We start from the raw sequence: 22,996 nt of genomic DNA, 5'->3' as shown, positions 1-22,996 counted from the left end.
ATGACCCAGCCCCCCGCCCCCGACCATCTCACCGATTTGCAGACCGCGTTCGAGGACGGCCGCCTGTCCGGCGTCGACGGCAGCACGCGCGATTGCCCGTTCGATCATCGCTCGGTGCTGATCCTCGCCGCCTGGCACGCCGGCTTCTCGCACGGCCGTCTCCAGGCCCGCGGTCTGCCACCGCTGCCGCAATGGCCGCCAGATCGGGGTTAACCGTTCGTCTTATTTAACCTATTTAAGTGGTTAACGGGTGGAACGGCGATAATCGGTTGGAGTTGGACGCGGATGATCGATCCCGCCGACTCTGTCTTCGCCTTCGAGGAAGGGGATCACCTCACCCGCATCCACCTCAAGCTCGCGCTCGAGGACATCGGCTTCGTCGTGTGCGAGGAGGACGAGACGATCCACCTGCTCCACAAAGCGGACTGCGACACACGGGACGGCGCCGACCGGCGCTAAGCGCGATCGACATTCATCGTCGTAGACAAATTCCTCCCCCGCCCAGGGAGAGGAATCGTCATCTCCCCTGACGTCTTCCACCGGACGCGACGGGTGGACCGGGCGACCAATCCGTCCGCCCGCCCGATCAGGCGTCGATCGCCTCCTCGTCCAGCCGCGCCGCATTCTCTTGGATGAACGCGAAGCGGTGCGCCGGATTGTTGCCCATCAGCCGGTCGACGAGGTCCTTCACCCCGGCGCGCTCCTCATATTCCTGCGGCAGCGTGATGCGGATCATGCCGCGCGTCTTGGGGTCCATCGTCGTCTCGCGGAGCTGGCCGGGATTCATCTCGCCGAGCCCCTTGAACCGCGACACCTCGACCTTCTTGCCCTTGAACGCGGTCTTCTCCAGCTCGGCGCGATGCGCATCGTCGCGCGCGTACAGCGACTTCGCCCCGACCGTCAGCCGATAGAGCGGCGGCTGCGCCAGATACAGATGCCCGCGCCGCACCAGATCGGGCATCTCCTGGAAGAAGAAGGTCATCAGCAGCGTCGCGATATGCGCGCCGTCGACGTCGGCGTCGGTCATGATGACGACGCGCTCGTAACGCAGCTGGCTCGCGTCGCAATCCTTGCGCGTCCCGCAGCCCAGCGCCTGGATCAGATCGGCGATCTCTTGATTGGCGACGATCTTGGCGCTGGTCGCGCTGGCGACGTTGAGGATCTTGCCGCGGATCGGCAGGATCGCCTGCGTCTTGCGGTCGCGCGCCTGTTTCGCCGAGCCGCCCGCCGAATCGCCCTCGACGATGAACAGCTCGGTGCCCTCGTTGCCGTCGTTGGCGCAATCGGTCAGCTTGCCGGGCAGGCGCAGCTTGCGCGCGCTGGTCGCCGTCTTGCGCTTGACCTCGCGCTCCTGCTTGCGGCGCAGCCGCTCGTCCATCCGTTCGAGCACATAGCCGAGCAGCGCCTTGCCGCGATCCATATTGTGGCCGAGCCAATGGTCGAAATGGTCGCGCACCGCTTTCTCGACCAGCCCGGCCGCCTCCGGGCTGGTCAGGCGATCCTTGGTCTGGCTCTGGAATTGCGGTTCGCGGATGAACACGCTGAGCATCAGCTCGCTGCCGACCATCACGTCGTCGGCGGTGATCTCCTTGGCCTTCTTCTGGTGGATCAGGTCGCCGAACGCGCGCAGGCCGCGCACCAGCGCCTGGCGCAATCCCTGTTCGTGCGTCCCGCCATCGGGGGTCGGGATCGTGTTGCAATACCAGCTATAGCTGCCGTCGCTCCACAGCGGCCATGCGACCGCCCATTCGACGCGCCCCTGTTCGCTCGGAAAATCCTGACTGCCCGCGAAGAAGTCCGACGTCGCGCATTCGCGGGTTCCCACCTGTTCCTTGAGGTGATCGGCCAGCCCGCCGGGAAACTGGAACACCGCCTCGGGCGGCGTGTCCGTCCCCTCGACCAGCTCGGGCGCGCAATGCCAGCGGATCTCGACCCCGGCGAACAGATACGCCTTGGACCGCGCGAGCTGGTAGAGCCGCTTGGGCTTGAACGCGAGTTCCGGCCCGAAGATCTCGGTATCCGGCGTGAAGGCGACCGAGGTGCCGCGCCGGTTGGGCGCCGCGCCGACATGCTCCAGCGGCCCCTGCGTCAGCCCGCGGCTGAACCGCTGGCGATAGAGCTGCCGCTCGCGCGCCACCTCGACCACGGTATCCGACGACAGCGCGTTGACCACCGAGACGCCGACGCCGTGCAGGCCGCCGCTGGTCGCATAGGCCTTGCCGGCGAACTTGCCGCCCGAATGGAGCGTCGACAGGATCACCTCCAGCGCGCTCTTGTCGGGGAATTTGGGATGCGGATCGACCGGAATGCCGCGGCCGTTGTCGGTGATCGTCAGCCGGTTGCCCGGTTCCAGCGTCACCTCGATCCGCGTCGCGTGGCCGGCGACCGCCTCGTCCATCGCATTGTCGAGCACTTCGGCGGCGAGATGGTGCAGCGCGCGCTCGTCGGTGCCGCCGACGTACATGCCGGGGCGGCGGCGGACGGGTTCCAGCCCCTCCAGCACCTCGATCGAAGACGCGTCGTAATTGCTGTCGGGCGCCGCGGCGGACGCGAAAAGGTCTTGGGCCATCAGCGGGAACCATAAGGGAACATCGCCGCCGATACCAGCGCCGGACCGCACCTGCCCGGCCGCGCGATGTTGCTCGGATGTGTCTGCGCTGATGCATGAAAACCACACTTTATGTGAATGCAGATGCTGATGCATATCAACGACATCCCGTACGTTCCTAGGGTGCTGCACACACTCCGGGAGAGACTATGCGTACCACCCTGCTGCTCGGCGCCCTCGCCGCCGCCACCTTCGCCACCGCCGCCCAGGCGCAGGACGCCGGCGATCCGGCCCCGTTCTCGGGCATCTACGTCGGCGCCGCCGGCGGCTATGACGTCCAGCCCAACGACACCGGTTCGACGATCCTGTTCGACCGCGGCTCGAACGGCAGCTTCGGTGACACGGTGATCGCGAACGGCGGCAACGCCTTCGCTCCCGGTTTCTGCAACGGCCGCGCCCGCGCCGCGACGCCGCTGCCGGCAAGCTGCGCCAACGACAAGGACGGCTGGTCCTATTACGGTCGCATCGGCATGGATTCGCAGGCGGGCAACATCGTGATCGGTGCGCTCGGCGAATTCGGCAAGACCGAGATCACCGACAGCGTCAGCGGCTTCTCGACCACGCCGGCCAATTACGTGATGACCCGCGAAGTGAAGTGGGAGGCCAGCATCCGCGGCCGCGTCGGCTATGCGCCCGGCACGACGCTGTTCTACGGCACCTTCGGTCCGGGCTATGCCAATATCGACCGCAGCTTCACCTCGACCAACACCGCGAACGCCTTCGCCCAGTCGGGCAAGCGCAAGCAGTTCGGCATCGTCGGCGGCGGCGGCGTCGAGCAGAAGCTCGGCGAGCATTTCTCGATCGGCATGGAATATACCTATCACCAGTATAACGACGACGACGCCCGCGTCCGCGTGACCCAGGGCACCGCGCCCGCGACCAACCCGTTCGTCGCGGTCGCCGGCGGCACCTCGACCGACTTCCGTCGCTCGGACGAGAAGTTCCGCTGGCATTCGCTGCGCGCGACCGCGGCGTTCCGCTTCTAGGCGCGGCGCCCACGCCCGACAGCCGAAGGGGGCTGGCTTCGCAGTAAGCCGGCCCCTTTTGCCGTGCGCGGCGCAGCGAGGGAATGATCGCCTGTCCTACACGGCGGGCGCGTGATATCTCCCGTGGTGACGCTCTTTCTCATCGCCGCACCACGATCACGACAGATTTGGAAACGATGGAAGTGGATCGTTTCCGTTAAGGTGTCCATGTTGTCCATGTCGCCCAACACCCAAGCACGTACCCCGGCGCAGGCCGGGGCCCAGTTGGGTGAAGCTTTGCAATAACTTACAACGGCCTTCCCAACTGGGCCCCGGCCTGCGCCGGGGTACACACGGTACTTTGCAGGGGCCTCGAACCAGTCCGACGCGACGGCCTTTGTGGATAACCCGTCCAACCGCAGCCACGGCGAGGCAGCGACGTACCGCGCCCGCGCCATGCCCCCCCCGGCCACGAAAAAGGCCGCCCCCCTCGCGGGAAGCGGCCTCCTTCACACCCGAGTCGCGATGCGTCAGCGCACGCGCGGGCCGCCGAACGGCAGCGGCGGCGGCGGACGGCGGTCGCGGCGCGGCAGCTGCGCCTGATAGGCATGGCCGCAATGCGCGACGCAATACGGGAAACCGGGGTTCACCTTGTCGCCGCAGAAGTGGAAGTCCGGCTCGCCGGGATGGCCGAGCGGCCATTTGCAGATCCGGTCGTTGAGATCGAGCAGCGTCGTCTTGCCGGCGATCTCGGGCGACGGCTTGGCGGGCACCAGCCGGCGCGGCGGCGCCGGGGTCGACGGCGGCTGCTGCTCGCCGGGCGACTGGCGGACGAACCCGCCCGGCCCGACCGAACGCAGGATCGGCTGCGGCTCGCGCTTGGGCGCGGCGACGACTTCGTCTTCCTCCTCGTCCGCATCGTCCTCGATCGCGTCATCCTCGTCCTCGTCGGGATCGGCCGCGGCGGCGACCGGCTCCGGCGCGGGCGCCGGGCGCGGCGGGGCCGGCGGCGCGGCGACCACCGGTGCCGGCGCGGGTTCGGGCTCGGCCTCGGGCAGCGGCACGACCGGCGCCGGGGCGGCGGCGGCCGGCTCGTTCGGCTTCACCGGCGACGGGCGCGACTGGAGGCCCAGGCGATGGGCCTTGCCGATCACCGCGTTGCGGCTGACGCCGCCCAGCGCCTCGGCGATCTGGCTGGCGGTCTGCCCCGCCTCCCACATCGTCTTGAGCGTGTCGATCCGCTCGTCGGTCCAGGACATTATCACGTTCCTTACACTTGCGCCGGGTTGCGGGCGGCTGCGGCTGCGGTTACCCGCTTCACCCATGAGCAGCCAGCCCCCAATCGGCGAGATCCAATCGGCAATCCGGTCCGCACCCGGCGTCCCGGTGATCCGGAACGTGAACTGGGGCGGCCTGAAGACCCTCTATGTGAAGGAGGTGCGCCGGTTCTTCAAGGTCCACCTCCAGACGGTGTGGGCCCCGGCGATCACCACGTTGCTGTTCCTCATCGTCTTCACCATCGCGACCGGCGCGAAAAGCCCGGTCGTGGTCGGCGGCGTCACCGTCCCCTTCGCCGATTTCATCGCCCCCGGCCTGATCATCAGCCAGGGGATGATGGGCCCCGCCTTCGCCAACGCCAGCTTCTCGCTGCTCGTCGGCAAGATCCAGGGGACGATCGTCGATTACCTGCAACCGCCTCTGTCGACGGCGGAATTGCTCGCCGCGCTGGTCGGCGGCGCGATGACGCGGGCGTTCATCGTCGGCTTCATCTGCTGGTGCGCGATGGCGCTCTATCCCGGCGTCCACGTCACCCCGACGCACCCGCTGGCGATCCTGTGGTTCGGCCTGCTCGGCGCCGCCTTCCTGTCGTTCCTCGGCGTGCTCACCTCGATCTGGGCGGAAAAGTTCGACCATGCCGCCGCGGTGACCAATTTCGTCATCGCGCCGCTGTCGCTGCTGTCGGGCACCTTCTACTCGGTCGACCGGCTCGCCCCCGCCTTCCGCGCGTTCAGCCACGCCAATCCCTTCTTCTACATCATCTCCGGCTTCCGATACGGCTTCCTCGGGACCGCCGATTCGCCCATCATGGTCGGCAGCATCGCGATCCTCGCGGTGGATATCGCACTGGGGGTATTATGCTATCAGCTGCTCAAGCGAGGCTGGAAGCTCAAGAACTGATCGCGCTGGCGGCGACGGCGCTGATCGCCCTGACGCCGCTCGCCGCATCGGCACAGACGCCCCCCGCCGTGGCCGCGACACCGGCGGCCGATCCCGCCGTCCGCACCCGCGCCACCGCGCTGATCCCGGTGCTCGCCGGCCGACCCGGCTACGACGCGCTGTTCACCGCCGCCTTCCGCCATGCGGTGCCGTCCGCGCAATGGACCGCCCTCACCGCGCAACTGCGCGCGACGCTCGGCGAACCGCGGAAGGTCACCCGCCTCGATCCCGTCGGCCGCTGGGCGGCGACGGCGGTGATCGACTATGACCGCGGCGCCGCGTCGCTGCGCCTGTCGCTCGACCCCGCCGCACCGCATGCGATCGCCGGCCTGCTGATCACCGGCACCGAGTTGCGCGGCGACACGCCCGCCAAGGTGCAAGCCGACCTCGCCGCTTTGCCCGGCATCGCGCAGTTCGGCGTCTACGCGCTCGACGGACCGCAACCCGCACCGCAAGCCGAAACCCGCGCCGACACCCCCGCCCCGCTCGGCTCCGCGTTCAAGCTCTGGGTCCTCGCCGAGACGGCGCGGCAGGTCGCGGCGGGCACGCGGCACTGGGACGACGTCGTGGCGGTCGGGCCGCCGTCGCTCCCCTCCGGCATCCTCCAGGCCTGGCCGCGCGCCACGCCGGTGACGCTCCAGACGCTGGCGACGCTGATGATCTCGATCAGCGACAATACCGCCACCGACACGCTGGTCCGCCTGCTCGGCCGCCGCGAGGTGGATGCGATGGCGGCACGTTTCGGCGCGACCGACCCGGTCCTGACGACGCGCGAGGCGTTCGCGATCAAGGCCGACCCGACGCTCACCGCCGCCTGGATCGGGCGCGACGCCACCGGCCGCCGCGCCCTGCTGCAAACCGAAGCCCCGCGCCTCGACGCCGCCCGCCTCGACCCGCTGATGTTCTCCTCGGGTCCGCTCGCCAGCGAGACCGTCGAATGGTTCGCCGCCCCGCGCGACATGGCGCGCCTGCTCGCCCATCTCCGCGACGCCGGCCCGGTGGTGCGCGATATCCTGTCGATCAACCACGGCGTCGATCCCGCAACCGCCGCGCGCTTCGCCTATGTCGGCTTCAAGGGCGGCTCCGAACCCGGCATCATCGCGCTCAACGTGCTGGCGCAAACGAAGACCGGCCGCTGGTACGCGGTCTGCGCGAGCTGGCACAGCGCCGACGGCGCGGTCGACGAACCCCGCCTGATGGCGCTGGTCACGCGGACGCTGGGGCTATTGGCGTCCTGACGGGGCGGCGTCGCGCTCGATCCACTCGCTGCGCAACATCCCGTAGATCAGCGTATCGCGGACCCCGATATGCGTCTCCCATTCGCCGCGCAGCCGCCCCTCGCAGGTGAAGCCGATCCGCTCCAGCAAGCGCGCCGAGGCGACGGCATCGGGATCGATGTCGGCGAAGATGCGCCGCATGCCCTCGCCGAACATCTGCGCCACCACCGCCTCCACCGCCTCGCGTGCCACGCCGCTGCCCCAGGTCGCCGGCGCGAAGAGATAGCCGATCTCGCCCACCCCGGGCCGCTTCTCGCCGATATAGACGAACCCGATCGCCGCACTCCCGCCCGTCCGCACCGCCGCCCAGACGCGCTGCCGGGCTCGCATGTCGGCGAAATATCCGCGCAGTTCCTCGACGGCGGCGAACGGCCCGCGCGACCACCAGCGCATCACCGCGGGGTCGCTCATCGCCGGAAACAGCGCCTCGGCATCGTCCGGCGTCAACCGCCGCAGCGTCAGCCGCGCCGTCGTCAGCGTCGGCGTATCGCTCACCCGGTCAGCGCGTCGACCAGCGCCCGCACCTTCGCCTGCCGCCATTGCGGCAGCGGCGCGACCAGCCAATAGCCGAAGCGCGACGGCTGCGGATCGCCGACCACCGCGACCTTGCCGTTGGCGATATCGCGCGCGGCGAGCAGCTCGGACACCGTCGCGCGGCCGAGCCCCGCCACCGCCGCATCGATCGCGAGGCCGGCATCGGCGACGCGGACCAGCGCATGCCCCTCGCCACCGGGGCAGCCCGGCCAGGCGATCAGCGTCTCCGCCGCACCGGGCGCGGCGATCGTCACCATGCCCTCCGACTCCAGCGCCTCGCCCTCATGCTCGCCCGGCCCCTCGCCCCAGCGGATCGCCAGGTCGAGGTTCGCTTCGGTGAAATCGACCGCATCGTCCGCCGCGATCAGCACGAAGCGCAGCTCACCGTCGCGCTGCGCGACCTCGGCGAGCCGCGGCATCAGCCATTTCTCGGTCAGGTCGCGCGGCGCGGCGATGGTCAGCGACTTGGACGACTGGCCCGCCTGCATCGCCCGGACCGCCTCCTCGAACTGGAGGAAACCGTCGCGCAGCGCGCCGAGTCCCGCCTCCGCCTCGGGGGTCAGCTCAAGGCCGCGCGTGGTACGGCGGAACAGCACGACGCCCAGCGTATCCTCCAGCGCGCGGATCTGCTGGCCGACCGCCGCGGGGGTCACCGCCAGCTCGTCGGCGGCGCGGGTGAAGCTCAGGTGGCGCGCCGCGGCATCGAGCACGCGCAACCCGTTGAGCGGCAGATGCGTGCGCTTCACGATTCGACCGCCGAGGCGAGCAGCGTGAATTTGGGGATGGCCGCGTCGAAGCAGGTGCCGTCCTCGTCGATCATCCGATAGCTGCCCTGCATCGCCCCGCTCGGCGTCTGCAACGGGCAGCCCGAGACATAATCGAAGCTCGCACCCGGCGCGATCAGCGGCTGTTCGCCGACGACGCCCTCGCCCTCGACCGAATGACGCGCGCCGCGCCCGTCGATGATTACCCAATGGCGGGTCAGCAATTGCACCGACCGCGCTGATTCGTTCTCGATGCGGATATGATAGGCCCAGAACCAGCGGCCGCGGCGCGGCTCCGACTGTTCGGGGAGATAGCTCACCGAGACGCGTACCGTCACGCCGTCGGTCGTCGCGGCATGCGGGAAGAATTCCTTCACAGACCGACCTGCCGCAGCGCCTGGTCGAGGTCGTCGATCAGGTCCTGCGGGTCCTCCAGCCCGACGTTGAGGCGCAGCATGCCCTCGCCGATCCCCATTTCGATACGCTTGTCCTCGGCGACGCCGGCGTGCGTGGTCGAGGCGGGATGCGTCATCAGCGAGCGCGAATCGCCGATGTTGTTCGAGATGTCGATCAGCGCCAGCGCATCGAGCAGGCCGTGCGCCTGTGCGCGATCGGCGACCTCGAACGCGAAGATCGGGCCGGTCGCCGACATCTGGCTCATCGCCAGTTCGTGCTGCGGATGGCTGGGCAGGCCGGGATGGAGGATGCGCGGCACGCGCCCTTCGAGGAAGCGGCCGACGGTGACCGCGCTCTGCGACTGGCGCTGGATGCGCAGGTCGAGCGTCTCAAGCCCCTTGAGCACCACCCAGGCGTTGAACGGCGACAGCGTCGGGCCGGTGTTGCGGGTGAAGGGAAGCAGGGTGTTGTCGATGAAATCCTTGCTGCCGCACACCGCGCCGGCGAGCACGCGGCCCTGCCCGTCCATCATCTTGGTCGCCGAATAAGCGGTGACGTCGGCGCCGAAGTCCATCGGCCGCTGGAGCGCCGGGGTGGCGAAGGCATTGTCGACGACGCTGACGATGCCGCGTTCGCGCGCGATGCCGCACACCGCGCGCAGATCGACGATATCCATCGTCGGATTGGCGGGCGTTTCGAAGAAGAAGACCTTGGTTTCCGGCCGCACCGCGTCGAGGAACGCCTGCGGATCGCGCGCATCGACCTGCGTCGTCGCGATGCCGAACTTGGGCAGCAACGTGTCGGTCAGCCAGCGGCACGAACCGAAGGCGGCACGGCCGCCGACGAGATGATCGCCGGCCTGCAACTGGCACAGCAGCGCCGCGGTCATCGCCGCCATGCCGGTCGCCATCGTCCGGCACGCCTCGGCGCCTTCGAGCAGGGCGATCCGCTGTTCGAGCATCTCGACGGTCGGGTTCTGCAGGCGGGAATAGGTCATCCCCTCCTGCTCGCCGGCAAAACGCGCCGCGGCATCGGCCGCCTTGTCGTAGGTATAGCCCGAGGTCAGGAACAGCGCCTCGCTGGTCTCGCCATATTCGCTGCGCGCGGTGCCGCCGCGGATGGCGAGCGTCGCCGGACGCCAATTGGCGGTGATCGAGCGGTCCTGTCCTGCCTTGCGCTTCATGCGATGCGCTTAGCCGGACGGGTGCGGGCGGTGCAAGCGTTGGCGACGCGGGACGCCGCGGCGGCGCCGCGCGCAACATGGACAAGATGGACACCTTAATGGAAACGATCACCCCCTGATCGTTTCCATTTCTGCACCGATCGCGGATCACACGTCGGCAGGTCATGCAGCAATGAGAAAGAGCGATGCGATGCCCCAGCCCTATCCCTATGCCGCCAGGTAGGACAGACCGGGGCAATTCGCCGTTCCCGATCAGCGGGATAGAGACGGCATCGTCCAACAGGCCGCGACCATGCCGGCATGCGGGCGCGTCGAGGCGCTTGCCAAGGCCCGCCGCCGCGAAGACAAGACGGGGTGCGCCTCCTCTCCCGCCCCCTCCCCGCCGCGCTCGCCATCGGCCTCGTCGCGCAAATATTGTTCTGCTGGCGGCTGACCACGCCGCACGTGCTCGTCTTCGACGAGGTCCATTACGTCCCCGCCGCGCGGATGCTGCGCGGGCTCGTCGGGCCGGTGAACATCGAACATCCCTTGCTCGGCAAGACGCTGATCGCGCTCGGCATGACGATCTTCGGCGACGGCCCGCTCGGCTGGCGCGCGCTGTCGACCGTCGCGGCGAGCGCGGTGGTGATGGGGGTGTTCGCGATCCTCTGGCTGATCTTCGGCCGGGTGCGCACCGCGAGCATCGGCGCGGTGCTGACGTTGCTCAACTTCACCGTCTTCGTGCAGGCGCGGATCGCGATGCTCGACGGGTTCATGGCGGCGTTCGTCGTCACCGGGTTCGCCGCGCTGCTTTGGGCGATGCGCGCGCGCGGCGCGGCGGTCTGGTGGCGGTGGCTGCTCGGCGCCTTGCTGCTCGGCCTGGCGGTCGGCACGAAATGGACCGCGCTGCCGTATCTGGGTTTCGCCGGCGCGACCTATCTCGTCGCGCGCCGGCGCCGGCCGGACCTTTGGCCCGGCCTTCACCCGCTGGTCGCGCTCGTCCTGCTCGGCGGCGTGGCGATGCTCGCCTATTTCGCCACCTTCTGGCCTGCCTTCCTCTATGCCGACCAGCCGCTGACGCTCGCGCGACTGCTCCCCTTCCAGCTCGACATGTACCGCCAGCAGACGCAGGTGCTGCCGCCGCACACCTATCAGTCGAGCTGGTGGACGTGGCCGTTCGACTGGCGGCCGGTCTGGTATTTCTACGAGCCCGCCGACGGCGCGCAGCGCGGCATCCTGATGCTCGGCAATCCGGTGGTGATGTGGGGCGGGCTGGTCGCGGTGGTCGCCGGGATCGCGGCGTGGGTGCGCGACGGCAATTCGCGGACCGGTGGTGTCGCCCTGCTATGGATCGCCAGCGTGGCGATGTGGGCGATCATCCCCAAGTCGCTGGGCTTCTATTATTATTACTATCTGTCGAGCATCTGGCTGGCGCTGGTCATCGCCGCGACGTTCGACCATTGGCGGCAACGCCTGCGCAATTGGGACGAGGCGTTCCTCGCCGCGAGCGCGGTGCTGTTCATCCACTTCCACCCGATCCTGTCCGCCGCGGCACTGCGCGGGCCGGGGTCGTTCCATGGCTGGATGTGGTTCAAGAGCTGGGTTTAGGCGCGCGGTATTCCTCCCCCGCCAGGGATTTTCCGAAGGCATGACGGAGGGGGAGGATACGGCAGGATTCGTCATTCGTGGAGACGCCCCCTCCACCACCCGGCTGCGCCGGGCGGTCCCCCTCCCCCGCTAAAGCGAGGGAGGAATAAGTCACTTAATACCGGCCCCACACGAATTTCGACGACAGCGCGTAATTCCACACCGCGCCGACCAGAATCCCGAGCAACGCGGACGCCGCCGCGCCCTCGTTGTGGACGTCGTGGACGAACGCCGCGATCCCGACGTTCGCGACCAGCCCGACCGAACAGACGACGCAGAACGACACCCAGCCGTCGAGCCATTGCCGCATGCCCTTCAGTCGCCGATCGCGATAGGTCAGCGCGTTGTTGAGCGCGAAGTTGAACGTCATCGCCGCCAGCGCGCCGAGGATCTGCGCGCCGAGGAAGGCCGCGCCGAACAGCATCGCGACGCCGAGCACCCCCATATGCACGCCGACGCCGAGCACGCCGATGCACGAGAACATCGCGAAGCGCACCGGCACGAACCGCCCGAACATCCGGTCGTAGAGCGCGATCAGATATTCCATCGCGACGACGTGATCGAGCTTCGACTCGCCCTCGGTCCGTACCCGAAAGGTATAGGGCAGTTCGGCGAAGCGCAGCGGCTCGGCGCTGGCGGTCATCAGGTCGAGCAGGATCTTGAAGCCGATCGCCGACAATTCCGGCGCGAGCCGCCGCGCATGCGCGGTGCGGATCGCGAAGAAGCCGCTCATCGGATCGCTGAGGTCGCCCTTGAGCACCCGGCGCGACAGGCGCGTCGCGAACGCCGATTTGGCGACGCGGTCGCGGTCCCAGTCGCCGGTCCCGCCGCCGTCGACGAAGCGCGAACCGACCACCACGTCGAGGTCGGCATCCGCCTGCAACAGGTCGAGCATTTTGGGCAGCAACGTCTCGTCATGCTGCAGATCACCGTCGATCACCGCCACCACCGGCGCGGCAGTCGCGCACATCCCCTCGATACACGCCGAGGACAGGCCGCGCCGGCCGATGCGGTGGATCACCCGCACCCGCGTATCGACCCGGCCGAGTTCGCGTGCCGCTTCGGCGGTACCGTCGGGGCTGTCGTCGTCGACGAAGATCGCCTCCCAGCGCCGCCCGGTCAGCGCCTGATCGAGCCGGGCGATCAGCGTCGGCACGTTGGCGCGTTCGTTGAACGTCGGGATGACGACCGCGATCTCGAGCAGCGCGCTCACAGGACGGCGAGGACGGCGTCCCCCATCGCGGAGGTGCTCATCGTGCCGCCGAGATCGGCGGTGCGCGCGCCGCCGCGGATCGCCTGCGCCACCGCCGCCTCGATCCGGTCCGCCGCCGCGCCGTTCCCGAGCGAATGGCGCAGCATCATCGCCGCCGACAGGATCGCGGCGCAAGGGTTGGCCTTGCCCTGTCCGGCGATATCGGGCGCCGAGCCGTGGATCGGCTCGTACAGCCCCTTGCCCGCATCATCGAGGCTCGCCGAGGGCAGCATGCCGATCGAGCCGGCGCACATCGATGCCTGATCCGACAGGATGTCGCCGAACAGATTGCCCGTGACGATCACGTCGAACTGGCCGGGATTGCGCACGAGCTGCATCGCGGCATTGTCGACGTACATATGGGTCAGCGTCACGTCGGGATAGTCCGCCGACTCTTCGATCACCACGTCGCGCCACAATTGCGAGGTTTCGAGCACGTTCGCCTTGTCGACCGAGCAGAGCTGGCCGCGCCGCTTGCGCGCCGTCTCGAACCCGACGCGGGCGATGCGCCGCACCTCGGTTTCGTCGTAGCTCATGATGTCATAGCCTTCGCGATGACCCGCGGCGGTGGTGCGGCGGCCCTTCTCGCCGAAATAGACGTCGCCGTTGAGTTCGCGGACGATGACGAGGTCGATCTGGCGCGCCACCTCGGGTTTGAGCGCGGAGGCGTCCTCCAGCCCTTCGAACAGGGTCGCGGGGCGGAGGTTGGAGAAGAGCGACAGATGCTTGCGCAGGCCGAGGATCGCCTGTTCGGGGCGCAGCGCGCGTTCGAGCGAGTCGCAGCGCGGATCGCCGACCGCGCCGAACAGCAAGGCATCCGCTCGCCGGGCAAGGTCCAGCGTCGCCTCGGGCAGCGGATGGCCGACGCTATGATAGGCGACGCCGCCGACCAGTGCCTCCTCATAGGTCAGGTCGAGATCGAGCGCGTCGAGCACGCGGCGCGCCTGGGTGATGACCTCGGGGCCGATGCCGTCGCCCGGCAGGAGTGCGATCAATGCCATGGCCGCTGCCTAGCCGCGCCGCCGTGCTTCACGCAACGGCCCTTTTCAGCATCGCGACCAGCCGTTCGCGCGCGACAAGCGGATCGGCGCGGCGATCGGTGAGCAGATCGCGCGCGAGGAAATGGCCGGTGATCGCGAGCCCCGAGAGGATATCGGGCCAGTCCGCCGCGCCGCCTTCGGTCAGGAAGGCGGGCAGCGCGAACAGCCGTTGCTCGTAACCGTAAGCCGCACCACGGCTGACCGCACCGCCGCTGCGGGGGGAGACGAAGCCGAGATCATGCTCGCCGCCGGTGACGACGCAGGCGGTGAGATCGAGCCCGAACCCGAGTTCGGCGAGCAGCAGCAATTCGTAGCGGACGAGCGCGGTCGCCCAGCCGCGCGCCGCCGGCGCCGCCTCGACCGCGTCGAGCACCGCGCCGAGCGCGTCGTAGAGCCGCGGATAGGGTTGCGCCTCGGGCAACGCCGTTGCGGTCAAGGCGGTGACCCAGGCGAGCGCCGCGGCGGGCAAGGGCTCGCCGTGCAACGCCGCGCGGCTGTGCAGCGGCTCGACGGTGAGCGCGGCGAGCTGTTCGCCGGTGCGCGCGCGCCATTCGCCGGCGATCGCATTGGCCGGCTGCAGCACGGGGCGCAGATGCCGCGACCGGCCGCCGCGGACATAGCCCGGCTGGACGCCGTCGCCGCGGGTCAGCGCGCGCACCACCGCGCCATGCTCGCCATGCGCGCGGATCGCGAGAACGATGGCTTCGGCGCGCAGATACATCATGGGGATATAGCCCCCCGGCCCTTTCCCGCCAGAGGCAGGACCGGCGGCACGCTACCGCCGCACCCTCTTCGCCAGCGCCGCCACCCGCGGATGCCCAGCCGCGCGTTTCGCCCGCGCCATCATCCCGTCGAACCCCGCCAGCGCCGCCAGCGTCGCCCGGTTCGCGAGCGTCGGACGCAGCAACAGCAGATCGACGCACGCCACCCCGTCCGTCGCGAACTGCCGCTTGTGCTGCCCTTCCCCCTCGGTGAAGTCGAAGCGCGCGAACCGGTCCTCGAACAGATCGCGCATCGCCGCCGCATGCAGCACCGTACCGGGCGACAGCTCGCTCCACGCCGGATCATGGCCGACATGATCGTAGCGCAACGCGGTCCCCTGCGCGGTGCAGCAGAGATAGGCGACCGGTGTCCCGCCGATCAGCAGCAGCCAGGCACGTAATTCGTCCGCCGCCGCCAGCGCCGACAGATGCGCCACCGACGCCGCATCTTCGGGCAGGCCGGCGTCGAGCAACCGTTCCTGATAGGTCGTCGCCGACACCGTCCGTGCCAGCGGGTAGAAAGCGGCGAACTCCGCCGCGGTCCGATAGGCGTGGATCGCCAGCCCCGCCGCCTCGATCTTCCGGGTCTTGCGCTTCAGCGTCGAGCGCGCCGAGCTCGACAGGCCCGCGATCCACGCATCGTGGCCGATGCTGAGATCGGTGTAGAAGCGCGTGTAGCGCTGGCGCTCCATCGCGACCCGGCCGCCGCGCTCCACCGCTCCGGCGAGCGATGCGGGCAGCGAGGTGATCAGATAGCCGTCGCCATCGGTTTCCGGCAGCACCGGCACCTGCCCCGCCAGCACCGCGTCGAGCGACAGCGCCACCCGCACCAGCCGTCGCCGCACCACCGCCAATGTCCGCGCCCCGACCTGGAACTTGAGCGCCACCGCCGTCATACGCCGCGTTCCGCGACCCAGTTCGACCAGAGCTGCTCGGCCTGCCGCAAGCGCCGGCGCAGCGCATTGGCGCCGAGCGGGCGATCGTCCTGCCCCAGCGTGAGCGGGGGACGATCGGCGAAATGCACCGTCGGCAGCGCGTCGGTGCGCAAGGCCAGCAGCCGGCACAAGGTATCGAAACGCCGGACGTGGACGCCGTTGGCGCGGGTGCCGAGACGGTTGGCGAGTTCGAAGCCATGGCTGACGATCGTCACCGCGGCATGGCCCTCCGCCGCGGCATGATCGAGCGCCGCCGCGGTCTCCGCCCCCGACAGCGCGCACAATTGGAAGGTGCGCCACATGCCCGGCGCATCCTCGATCACCGTCACCGGCACCTCGATCAGATGATGGTCGATCGGCGCGATCTGGGCGGGCGGCAGCGCGATCCGGCTCTCCGCCGCCTCGGCGCCATTGTGGCTGCTGTCATAGGCGAAGCCGAGTTCGGCGAGCGCGATCAGCGTATCCTCGTTCGCCGCATAGCCGCCGGCGCGGAACGCGATCGGCGCCGGCGCTCCTGCCGCGACCAGCAGTTCGACCGCGCCGCGCAGCAGGTCGCGCTGCTCGCCCAGCGTATATTCGTGCAGCTGGAAACGGGCGTAATGCGCGCCGCGATCACCGACCCGCGCCGCGGTCCAATTGGGGTGGAGATGAAGCTGCACCTCCTGCCCCGCGGCCAGGATGGTATCGACCATCCGCTTGACCGGCGAAAGGCCGAAGATCAGCGCCGGCATCGGATCGACGAAGAAGCACGCCTTCAACCCGTGCTCGGCGAGCAGATCGAGCTGATAGCTCAGCCCCACCCCGGCGGGTTCGATCGACCGCGCATAGATCGTCTCGACGTCGAGCCCGGCAGCATGATGCCGCCAGGCGAATTCGGTGTCGATCGTGAGGAAGACGCGGGTCGCCATGGCCCGGCCATACGGCAGGGACGTGAACAATTGGTAGGGCCATCACCGCGCGTGGTAAAAGTCGTACACCTGCTGCGCGACGCCGGCCGATACGCCGGGTGCCTTCTTGAGGTCCTCCAGGCTCGCGTTGCGCACCGCGCGGCCGGTGCCGAAATGCATCAGCAGCGCCTTCTTGCGCGCCGGGCCGATGCCGGGCACCTCGTCCAGCGGACTCGCACCGATTGCCTTGGAGCGCTTGTCGCGATGCGCGCCGATCGCGAACCGGTGCACCTCGTCGCGCAGCCGCTGAAGGTAGAAGAGCACCGGCGCGTTGACCGGCAACTGGAATTCGCGCCCGTCGAGCATGTGGAACACCTCGCGCCCGTCGCGGCCGTGGTGCGGTCCCTTGGCGACGCCGACCATGCACACGTCCTCGATGCCGAGATCCTCGAGCACCGCCTTGGCCGCATTGAGCTGCGGCTTGCCGCCGTCGATCAGGACGAGGTCGGGCCACGTGCCGTCGTCGCGATCGGGGGCCTCGTCGAGCTGGCGCGCGAAGCGGCGGCGGAACACTTCGCGCATCATGCCGACGTCGCTGTCGGTCGCCGCCTCGTTGCCCTTGATGTTGAACTTGCGATACTGGCCCTTGCGGAAGCCCTCCGGCCCGGCGACGACCATCGCACCCAGCGCGTTGGTGCCCTGGATATGGCTGTTGTCGTAGACCTCGATCCGGTCGGGCGGCTCGGGCAGGTCGAACAGATCGGCGACCTCGCGCAGCAGCCGCGCCTGCGTCGTGCTCTCCGCCAGCCGCCGTTCGAGCGCCTCGATCGCGTTGCGCTTGGCCTGCTCCATCAGCCGCCGCCGGTCGCCGCGCTGCGGCACCGACAACGCGACCTTGTAGCCGGCACGCTCGCCGAGCGCCTCGCCGAGCAGCGCACCCTCGCCCAGCTCGCGGTCGAGCAGGATCGTCTTGGGCGGCGGCACCTCTTCGTAGAATTGGGTCAGGAAGCTGGTCAGCACCTCCTCTTCCGGCACCTCGTTGGTATGCTGCGGGAAGAAGCTGCGATGGCCCCAATTCTGGCCGCCGCGGATGAAGAACGCCTGGATGCCCATCGTCCCGTCCTTGCAGGCGAGCGCGAAGACGTCGGCATCGCCGACCCCTTCCGCATTGATCGCCTGCGAGCCCTGGACGAAGGTGAGCGCCTTCAGCCGGTCGCGTAGCAGCGCGGCCAGCTCGAAATCCATATTCTCCGCCGCCGCCTGCATCTGCACGCCGAGCTTGGCCTGCACCTTGGTCGACTTGCCGCCGAGGAAGTCGCGGCAATCGTCGACCAGTTCCTGATAATCCGCCTTGCTGACGCGGCCGACGCACGGCGCCGAACAGCGCTTGATCTGATAGAGCAGGCACGGCCGGTCGCGCGTCTTGAAGAAGCCATCGGTGCACGAGCGCAGCAGGAACAGTTTCTGCAACGCGTTGAGCGTGTTGTTGACGCTGCCCGCGCTGGCGAACGGGCCGTAGTAATTGCCCGGCGCGCGCCGCGCACCGCGATGCTTCTGGACGCGCGGAAATTCGTGGTCGCCGCGCAGCAGGATGAACGGGAACGACTTATCGTCGCGCAGCAGCACGTTATACGCGGGGCGATAGCGTTTGATGAGCTGCGCCTCGAGCAGCAGCGCTTCCGCCTCGTTGTTGGTGGTGACGATCGTCATCGACCGCGTCTGCGCAATCATCCGCTGCAGCCGCTTGGTCAGCCCCTTGACCTGCGTATAATTGGCGACGCGCTGCTTGAGCGACCGCGCCTTGCCGACATAGAGCACGTCGCCCTTGGCATCCTGCATGCGATACACGCCCGAGCGGCTCGGCAGCGTCGCGAGCACGTTGCGGATCGCGGCGATCCCCGCGTCCAGATCCGGCGTATCGGACCCGCGGACGGTGAAAGTGGCGCGCTCTTCGTTGAATCGATCGGGAGGACCGTAACCGGACATGAGCGGCATGTAGGAGTCGCGGCGGTGCGGGGCTAGAGGGTTGCGACGAGGCGGCAAATTCCTCTCCCTTGCGGGGGAGGAATCGGGATTACCGCCCCGATGGCAGCGCGCGTCGGCTCTCGACCTTCTTCACCGGTGCCGCCGTCCCGTCGATCGCCGCGAGATCGGCGCCCACCTTCGCGAGCAGGGCCGGGGTCATCTGCCCGCCGCTGAGCGGTGCGAGCTTGCGCAGCGACAGCGCCTGAAACTTCGGCAGATTGGGATCGTCGCTCATCCCCGGCATGTCGCGGTCGAGGATCGCCTTCGCGCGCGGCTCGGCGATCAGGTCCGCGATCGGCGTATCGAGCGAATAGCCGCCCGCCGCCGGAGTCGCCGCGGCAACGGGCGCTACCGGGTCTGCCGGCGCGGCCGGCGTACCCTCCGCGGGTAGGTCGAGCGCGAATTTGTCCGCGGCTTGCGACGCCGGCGAGGATTGCGCGACCATCAGCGCAGCGAAAAGGATCGACATCGGGCCACCTCGACACGGCCGCGCACCGGCGCGCGACCCGGCCTTGTAGCAGCCTCGCGCCGCCGCGAAAGGGTCAGGCCTGCGCGAACATCTTGGTGCCGACGATGCCGATGACGGTCAGCGCCATGAAACACGCCTGCACCACGCCGACCTTGTCGCCGAACAGCAGGACGCCGCCGATGATGACGCCCACTGCGCCGCAGCCCGTCCACACCGCATAAGCGGTGCCGGCGGGCAGGCCGCGCATCGCCAGCGCGAGCAGCCCCATGTTGACGAAGGACAGGATGATCGGGACGCTCGACGCCTGCCACGTCGCGGCGGTCGCCGCCCATTTGAGGCTGAGCGCCCAGCAGATTTCGGTGAACACGGCGATGCCCAGGATGAGCCACGACATGGATGTTACTCCTGTACGGGCTCGTAAATGCAGGACGGCGCCGGAAACCCGGGAAGAGACGCGCGTCGGAGATATCAATCCTCCCCGGCACGGGGAGGTGGCAGCGCGTCAGCGCTGACGGAGGGGGGCTTCGACAAGCGCTGTGCGCGTGGGGAACCCCCTCCACCACCCGCTGGCGCGGGCGGTCCCCCTCCCCGCGAGCGGGGAGGACTGGTCTTTAGTTCACCCGCCCCAGGCTGGCGATCGAACGGTCGATCATCGTGCGGTCCGCCTGTGCGTCGAGCTGTTCGGCGATCAGCACCTCCGCCGCCTTAGCCGCGGTCTCGGCCGCCAGCGCGCGGACTTCGGCGATCGCGGTCCGCTCGGCGGCGGCGATCTTGTCCTCGGCGCGCTTGGTGCGGCGGGCCATCAGCTCCTCCGCATCGTGCTTCGCCTTGGCGATGATCTGATTGGCTTCCTGCTGCGCGTGATGACGCATCGTCACCGCATCCGCCTCGGCCGCCTTGGCCTTCGCCTCATATTCGTTGCGCAGCACCTCGGCCTCGGCGCGCAGCTTCTTGGCCTCGTCGAGCTGCTGGCGGACCGCGGCGATCTGCTTGTCGAGGCTCGCGGCGATCTTCGCCGGCACCTTGACGATCAGCATGCCGATCAGCACGACCAAGGCAGCGATGCCGACCCAGCCGGTGGTGTTGAAGCCCAGCGCGGTCGCCTCGGCGACGTGCTCGGCACCGGGTTCGGAGACGTTGGCGGTCAATTGGCTGCCGTCCCGCACGTTCTGCGGCTGCATCGCTTCGGACGATGCCGCATCCGACAGATTGGCGGCGACGAGACTGCTGGCGGGATTAGCCATGCGCATTGCTCCGGCGCACCGCATCCGCGGCGGCATCGATGCTGACGGTCAGGCCCGACACCTTGGCGACCAGATCCTGCGCAACTTCAGCCGCAACCGCCTGGAGATTGAGCATCGCCTGCGACTTGGCATTGCCGACCGCGAGGTCGTGATGCGCAAGGCGTTCGGCGAGTTCCGCATCGGCGGACCGGATCTGGCTTTCGGATGCCTTGGCGGCCTGCGCCTTGGCGGCGGTGGTTTCGGCGAGCGCCGCGGCGCGTGCCTCGTCCATCTTCAGGCGCCACGCCGCTTCGACCTGGTCGGCGGCGAGACGGGCCTGTTCGGCCGCGGCGAGGTCGGCCGCGATCTGGCCTTCACGCGCGTCCACGGTCGCGATGACCCGTGGCACCATCACCTTGCCGATCCCGAAATACAGGATGCCGAAGGTGACGAGCAGCCAGAAGATCTGCGAGGCGTAGGTAGCAGCGATCTGCGAAATCTGAGGCATTTAGGACCTTTTGCGCGACCTCGAAGAGTCGCCGGGCGCACCCGCCCGGCGAACACGTCCGATGTTAAGCGACGAAGAGCAGGATGATCATCGTCACGAAGGCGAGCAGGCCGAGCAGCTCGGCGCCCGCGAAACCGATGAACAGACGGCCCTGCTGGCTGTCCGCCGCACCCGGGTTGCGCAGCGCACCCTCGAGGAACTTGGCGAACACGTTGCCCACGCCGAGCGAGGCGAGGCCCATGCCGATCGCGGCCAGACCGGCACCGATCATCTTGGCGGCTTCTGCGTCCATGTCAAAACTCCCGTATCAATTCAGTAGGTTGGAACGAAAAACTCAGTGCAGGTTGACGGCGTCGTTGAGGTAGACGCTCGTCAGCAGCGCAAAGACGTAAGCCTGGATGGCGGCGACCAGCAGCTCGAGCAGCGTGATGCCGATCATCAGCAGGAAGCTGGGCAGCGACACCAGCAGGCCGTAGCCGATGCCGAGGTTGAGGCCGCTGATCACGAAGGCCGCCAGCACCTTGAGCAGGATATGCCCCGCGGTCATCGCGACGAACAGTCGCAGGCCCAGCGAGAAGGGGCGTACCAGGAAGCTCATCAGCTCGACGACGAAGATCAGCGGGATCATCAGCTTCGGCGTGCCGTGCGGCACGAACAGGCTGAAGAAGTGGAAGCCGTGCTTGCCGAAGCCGACGATCAGCACGATCGCGAAGCTGATCACCGCGAGCACACCGGTGACGGTGAGGTGGCTGGTGATGGTGAACGGATGCCAGCCCGGCACGATGCCGACCGGGGTCAGGCCCCAGATGTTGGCGAACAGGATGAACATGAACAGCGAGAAGACATAGGGCACGAAGCGCTTGCCCTGCGGCCCGATGTTCGAGGTCAGCATGTTGGAGACGAAGCCGGTGAAGCCCTCGACCGCCGCCTGCCAGCGGCCGGGGACGAGCTCGCGCTTCATCCCGCCGAGCATGAACAGCCACAGGCTGGCGAGCGTGATCACCATCCACAACGCCGAGTTGGTGAACGAGATGTCGTATCCCGCGACGACCCAATGCCGACCGAACAAAGGTTCGATCAGGAACTGGTGCATCGGATCGATCTTGCTGCCCGATTCTGCCGCCACTTGGCCCGTTCGCTCCCTAATACGACAAACGCCCGGTTATTCCGGGCGTTCGCCTGCAATCCGAATGATCTGCCTGAACGCGACGGCGATTCCGAGGAACAGCATCACGATCAGCGCCCAGGGCGTCGTGGCGAACCAGCGGTCGATACACCAGCCGATCAGCGCACTGCCGACGAGGCTTCCGATGAGTGCAGCGAGCACGCGATTGCCGAGCGAATATCCCGCATCGGCCGTCGGCGCCCCCTGCCCCGTCCGCAACGCTTCGGCATGCCGGGCTTCCTTCAGCCGCTCGTCGAGCGCGGAAAGCCGCGGATCGTCCGCGCTGGTGAAGTCTCGTCCAGGTTCCTCGTCCGCCACGCGCCATCCCTCGCCTGTTTCGTTCAGCCGGGGGAGAAAACGCGCGGGGCGAGCGATCCCGCCAAGGCCCGGTCCGTTTAGGTGGGGGGTGCCGGGGTGTCAACCGTCTGGTTCCCGCACCATTCCTCCCCGGCACGGGGAGGTGGCAGCACGTCAGTGCTGACGGAGGGGGGCTTCCGCAAGCGCTACGCTGGTGGCGAGCCCCCTCCACCAGCTTCGCTGGTCCCCCTCCCCGCAAGCGGGGAGGAATCGGGTTACTTACACCGCGGATCGAGCTCCGGCGTGCCGCTATTCTCCTTCCACTGGCCCGACGGCGTCTTGTACATCTCGCCGCGGCCCACTTTCGCCACGAGGTTGCAGCCGCTGGTGAAGGCGAATTGCTCCACCGTCGCGCCGCTCGCCTGCGCGCTGGCGGTATAGGCGGCCTTGCGCTTGATGTTGATGTCGCGGACCAGCGCCTGCACCGACGCGCCGCCGCTCACCACGCCGAGATAGCCGTCGGGCTGTTCGCCGACCTGCTTGGCTTCGCGCGCGGCGGCATAGGCCGGGTCGCGCTGCGCCATCGCCATCGTCGACAGCCCCAGCAGGGCCACCGCACCGGCAACGATCAAAAGCTTCGTCTTCATATCAGAATATCCCCGGATTCTGCTGGATCAGCGACTTCGCCTCGCCATCGAGACGATAGACCACCTCTTGCGTGACGCTGATGTTGAGGTTGATCTCGATCGGCTTGTCGGGCGCCGAGACGTTGATGCAGCCACCAAGCGTCGTCGCCAGACCGATCGCGGCCAGCCCCGTCCTGCGTCTCAAGGTCGTGATTCGCTGCTCCATCTTCAATCCTGT

The 22,996-nt window shown here is 68.5% G+C and carries 27 protein-coding genes; 6 read left to right on the top strand and 21 right to left on the bottom strand.

The features are described 5' to 3' along the window. Entirely contained in the window at positions 1–213 is a 213-nt protein-coding gene (locus SFC76_RS07005; RefSeq protein WP_322848772.1) for a hypothetical protein, read from the top strand. A gap of 72 nt (positions 214–285) precedes the next feature. Beyond that, a complete protein-coding gene (locus tag SFC76_RS07000; protein WP_322848771.1) occupies positions 286–459 on the top strand; it encodes a hypothetical protein in 174 nt (57 codons plus the stop codon). A gap of 127 nt (positions 460–586) precedes the next feature. On the opposite strand, the gene parE is transcribed toward SFC76_RS07000, so the two are convergent. Continuing rightward, positions 587–2,569 (bottom strand): DNA topoisomerase IV subunit B, encoded by a 1,983-nt coding sequence (gene parE, locus SFC76_RS06995; protein ID WP_322848770.1) that lies wholly within the window; start codon positions 2,567–2,569, stop codon positions 587–589. A gap of 188 nt (positions 2,570–2,757) precedes the next feature. On the opposite strand from parE, the gene SFC76_RS06990 reads away from it, so the two are divergent. Further along, positions 2,758–3,594 carry an outer membrane protein gene (locus SFC76_RS06990; protein WP_322848769.1) on the top strand — a complete coding sequence of 279 codons (837 nt, stop codon included), beginning with the start codon at positions 2,758–2,760 and terminating at the stop codon, positions 3,592–3,594. Between the two features lie 509 nt (positions 3,595–4,103). Here the strand turns inward: SFC76_RS06990 and SFC76_RS06985 are convergent. Further along, positions 4,104–4,832 carry a GcrA family cell cycle regulator gene (locus SFC76_RS06985; protein ID WP_322848768.1) on the bottom strand — a complete coding sequence of 243 codons (729 nt, stop codon included), beginning with the start codon at positions 4,830–4,832 and terminating at the stop codon, positions 4,104–4,106. Positions 4,833–4,896: 64 nt separating this feature from the next. Between SFC76_RS06985 and SFC76_RS06980 the strand changes: the two genes are divergently transcribed. Together SFC76_RS06980 and SFC76_RS06975 are read left to right on the top strand one after the other, a co-directional pair. Beyond that, positions 4,897–5,751: an ABC transporter permease gene (locus SFC76_RS06980; RefSeq protein WP_322848767.1), complete on the top strand. Its 855-nt coding sequence runs from the start codon at positions 4,897–4,899 to the stop codon at positions 5,749–5,751. Further along, a complete protein-coding gene (locus SFC76_RS06975; RefSeq protein ID WP_322848766.1) occupies positions 5,709–7,028 on the top strand; it encodes a serine hydrolase in 1,320 nt (439 codons plus the stop codon). The genes SFC76_RS06980 and SFC76_RS06975 overlap by 43 nt, the downstream gene beginning before the upstream one ends. On the opposite strand, the gene SFC76_RS06970 is transcribed toward SFC76_RS06975, so the two are convergent. From SFC76_RS06970 to SFC76_RS06955, 4 genes are read right to left on the bottom strand one after another with little or no spacing between them, the layout of a single operon-like run. Then, a complete protein-coding gene (locus tag SFC76_RS06970) occupies positions 7,014–7,562 on the bottom strand; it encodes a GNAT family N-acetyltransferase (protein ID WP_322848765.1) in 549 nt (182 codons plus the stop codon). The genes SFC76_RS06975 and SFC76_RS06970 overlap by 15 nt on opposite strands. Continuing rightward, the gene (locus SFC76_RS06965; RefSeq protein WP_322848764.1) at positions 7,559–8,347 is read right to left on the bottom strand and encodes a LysR family transcriptional regulator; all 789 of its coding nucleotides are present in this window, start codon (positions 8,345–8,347) and stop codon (positions 7,559–7,561) included. The genes SFC76_RS06970 and SFC76_RS06965 overlap by 4 nt, the downstream gene beginning before the upstream one ends. Further along, on the bottom strand, positions 8,344–8,742 hold the full coding sequence (gene apaG, locus SFC76_RS06960) for a Co2+/Mg2+ efflux protein ApaG (RefSeq protein ID WP_322848763.1): 399 nt from the start codon (positions 8,740–8,742) through the stop codon (positions 8,344–8,346). Before apaG ends, SFC76_RS06965 begins: the two co-directional genes overlap by 4 nt. After that, entirely contained in the window at positions 8,739–9,944 is a 1,206-nt protein-coding gene (locus SFC76_RS06955; RefSeq protein ID WP_322848762.1) for a trans-sulfuration enzyme family protein, read from the bottom strand. Before SFC76_RS06955 ends, apaG begins: the two co-directional genes overlap by 4 nt. Before the next feature lie 354 nt (positions 9,945–10,298). On the opposite strand from SFC76_RS06955, the gene SFC76_RS06950 reads away from it, so the two are divergent. Then, entirely contained in the window at positions 10,299–11,531 is a 1,233-nt protein-coding gene (locus SFC76_RS06950) for a phospholipid carrier-dependent glycosyltransferase (protein ID WP_322848761.1), read from the top strand. Between the two features lie 154 nt (positions 11,532–11,685). On the opposite strand, the gene SFC76_RS06945 is transcribed toward SFC76_RS06950, so the two are convergent. The 15 genes from SFC76_RS06945 to SFC76_RS06875 all read right to left on the bottom strand — a co-directional run bounded on the left by SFC76_RS06945 (position 11,686) and on the right by SFC76_RS06875 (position 22,984). After that, positions 11,686–12,783, bottom strand: coding sequence for a glycosyltransferase family 2 protein (locus SFC76_RS06945; RefSeq protein ID WP_322848760.1), 1,098 nt, complete (start codon positions 12,781–12,783; stop codon positions 11,686–11,688). Beyond that, a complete protein-coding gene (leuB, locus tag SFC76_RS06940) occupies positions 12,780–13,823 on the bottom strand; it encodes a 3-isopropylmalate dehydrogenase (protein WP_322848759.1) in 1,044 nt (347 codons plus the stop codon). The genes SFC76_RS06945 and leuB overlap by 4 nt, the downstream gene beginning before the upstream one ends. A gap of 28 nt (positions 13,824–13,851) precedes the next feature. Then, entirely contained in the window at positions 13,852–14,583 is a 732-nt protein-coding gene (gene recO, locus SFC76_RS06935; protein ID WP_322849085.1) for a DNA repair protein RecO, read from the bottom strand. Positions 14,584–14,637: 54 nt separating this feature from the next. Continuing rightward, the gene (locus tag SFC76_RS06930) at positions 14,638–15,519 is read right to left on the bottom strand and encodes a GNAT family N-acetyltransferase (protein WP_322848758.1); all 882 of its coding nucleotides are present in this window, start codon (positions 15,517–15,519) and stop codon (positions 14,638–14,640) included. Further along, positions 15,516–16,466, bottom strand: a complete 951-nt coding sequence (locus SFC76_RS06925) for a polysaccharide deacetylase (RefSeq protein WP_322848757.1) — start codon at positions 16,464–16,466, stop codon at positions 15,516–15,518. The genes SFC76_RS06930 and SFC76_RS06925 overlap by 4 nt, the downstream gene beginning before the upstream one ends. Positions 16,467–16,508: 42 nt before the next feature. Continuing rightward, the gene (gene uvrC, locus SFC76_RS06920; protein ID WP_416222395.1) at positions 16,509–18,431 is read right to left on the bottom strand and encodes an excinuclease ABC subunit UvrC; all 1,923 of its coding nucleotides are present in this window, start codon (positions 18,429–18,431) and stop codon (positions 16,509–16,511) included. Positions 18,432–18,519: 88 nt separating this feature from the next. Beyond that, positions 18,520–18,939: a hypothetical protein gene (locus SFC76_RS06915; RefSeq protein ID WP_322848755.1), complete on the bottom strand. Its 420-nt coding sequence runs from the start codon at positions 18,937–18,939 to the stop codon at positions 18,520–18,522. A 73-nt stretch (positions 18,940–19,012) separates the two neighbouring features. Further along, positions 19,013–19,333 (bottom strand): DMT family transporter, encoded by a 321-nt coding sequence (locus tag SFC76_RS06910; protein ID WP_322848754.1) that lies wholly within the window; start codon positions 19,331–19,333, stop codon positions 19,013–19,015. Positions 19,334–19,550: 217 nt separating this feature from the next. Next, positions 19,551–20,183 carry a hypothetical protein gene (locus SFC76_RS06905; protein ID WP_322848753.1) on the bottom strand — a complete coding sequence of 211 codons (633 nt, stop codon included), beginning with the start codon at positions 20,181–20,183 and terminating at the stop codon, positions 19,551–19,553. Then, complete coding sequence (locus SFC76_RS06900; protein ID WP_322848752.1) at positions 20,176–20,670, bottom strand: ATPase; 495 nt, start codon at positions 20,668–20,670, stop codon at positions 20,176–20,178. Before SFC76_RS06900 ends, SFC76_RS06905 begins: the two co-directional genes overlap by 8 nt. Positions 20,671–20,734: 64 nt before the next feature. Continuing rightward, the gene (locus tag SFC76_RS06895; protein ID WP_038662560.1) at positions 20,735–20,962 is read right to left on the bottom strand and encodes a F0F1 ATP synthase subunit C; all 228 of its coding nucleotides are present in this window, start codon (positions 20,960–20,962) and stop codon (positions 20,735–20,737) included. 42 nt (positions 20,963–21,004) lie between these two features. After that, positions 21,005–21,796, bottom strand: coding sequence for a F0F1 ATP synthase subunit A (locus SFC76_RS06890; RefSeq protein ID WP_322848751.1), 792 nt, complete (start codon positions 21,794–21,796; stop codon positions 21,005–21,007). A gap of 36 nt (positions 21,797–21,832) precedes the next feature. Beyond that, positions 21,833–22,153: an AtpZ/AtpI family protein gene (locus tag SFC76_RS06885; protein WP_322848750.1), complete on the bottom strand. Its 321-nt coding sequence runs from the start codon at positions 22,151–22,153 to the stop codon at positions 21,833–21,835. 254 nt (positions 22,154–22,407) lie between these two features. Beyond that, positions 22,408–22,779 carry a YdbL family protein gene (locus SFC76_RS06880; protein ID WP_322848749.1) on the bottom strand — a complete coding sequence of 124 codons (372 nt, stop codon included), beginning with the start codon at positions 22,777–22,779 and terminating at the stop codon, positions 22,408–22,410. Between the two features lies 1 nt (position 22,780). After that, complete coding sequence (locus SFC76_RS06875; protein WP_322848748.1) at positions 22,781–22,984, bottom strand: YnbE family lipoprotein; 204 nt, start codon at positions 22,982–22,984, stop codon at positions 22,781–22,783. Between the last annotated feature and the right edge of the window lie 12 nt (positions 22,985–22,996).

Source organism: Sphingomonas sp. CD22 (assembly GCF_034556155.1).
In the GTDB taxonomy this organism is placed as follows: domain Bacteria; phylum Pseudomonadota; class Alphaproteobacteria; order Sphingomonadales; family Sphingomonadaceae; genus Sphingomonas.
This window is presented reverse-complemented; position numbering and strand designations above follow the sequence as displayed.